We start from the raw sequence: 539 nt of genomic DNA, 5'->3' as shown, positions 1-539 counted from the left end.
CGGTTTCCAGACGGCTTTCATCGCCAACGGATTCCGCTCCGCCCGGCGTCAAACCTCCAAGCAGGCCTCCGCCCCCGTCCATCCCCATTCCCAGGATTCATGGCTGTGTACCGGTCTGATAAAGGATAAATAAAGATTTGGAGAAGGAATGTAAAAGAAGCAAAGGGGCGTTTGATTGAGACGATGTTTGGTATTTCGTGCAGATTGTGGTATAGATATTTTATGTAACTGACGTGGGGATTAACAGTAAAGCGTCAAGGCATTTTTGAAAATGCCTTCAGGGTTGATGTTAAATGGTGTGGGGATTTACATTAAAGGGTGAAGCCATTTTCGAAAATGCCTTCACCCTTTATGTTAAATTTGCTTTTAATTACTTTAGCCAGAGAATACCAGCAGGAGAGTGGGACGAGGGAGCGGAGGTGGAATTGGATGTTTGGAGGCGGCCATGGGGAGCGGAATCCGTCGGTGATGAAAGCCATCTGGAAACCGTTAGTGAAACTTAGGCTCCAGGGATGGAAAAAGACGGGCAGAAACTGAAA

Annotated in this window: 1 protein-coding gene; it reads left to right on the top strand. The window is 47.1% G+C overall.

Annotated elements, in window-relative coordinates; translation table 11 throughout:
* Positions 1-293: 293 nt before the first annotated feature.
* Positions 294-503: a hypothetical protein gene (locus GPL15_RS11430; RefSeq protein ID WP_215698809.1), complete on the top strand. Its 210-nt coding sequence runs from the start codon at positions 294-296 to the stop codon at positions 501-503.
* Positions 504-539 lie beyond the last annotated feature (36 nt).

The organism is Clostridium sp. MCC353 (assembly GCF_018785315.1).
In the GTDB taxonomy this organism is placed as follows: Bacteria; Bacillota; Clostridia; order Lachnospirales; family Lachnospiraceae; genus CHH4-2.
The sequence above is the reverse complement of the archived record's forward strand: the minus strand, read 5'-3'. Positions and strand labels throughout refer to the sequence as shown.

Excerpts from the sequence above, each read along its gene's own strand:
- GPL15_RS11430 (WP_215698809.1), top strand. The coding sequence starts at position 294 with ATGGTGTGGGGATTTACATTAAAGGGTGAAGCCATTTTCGAAAATGCC.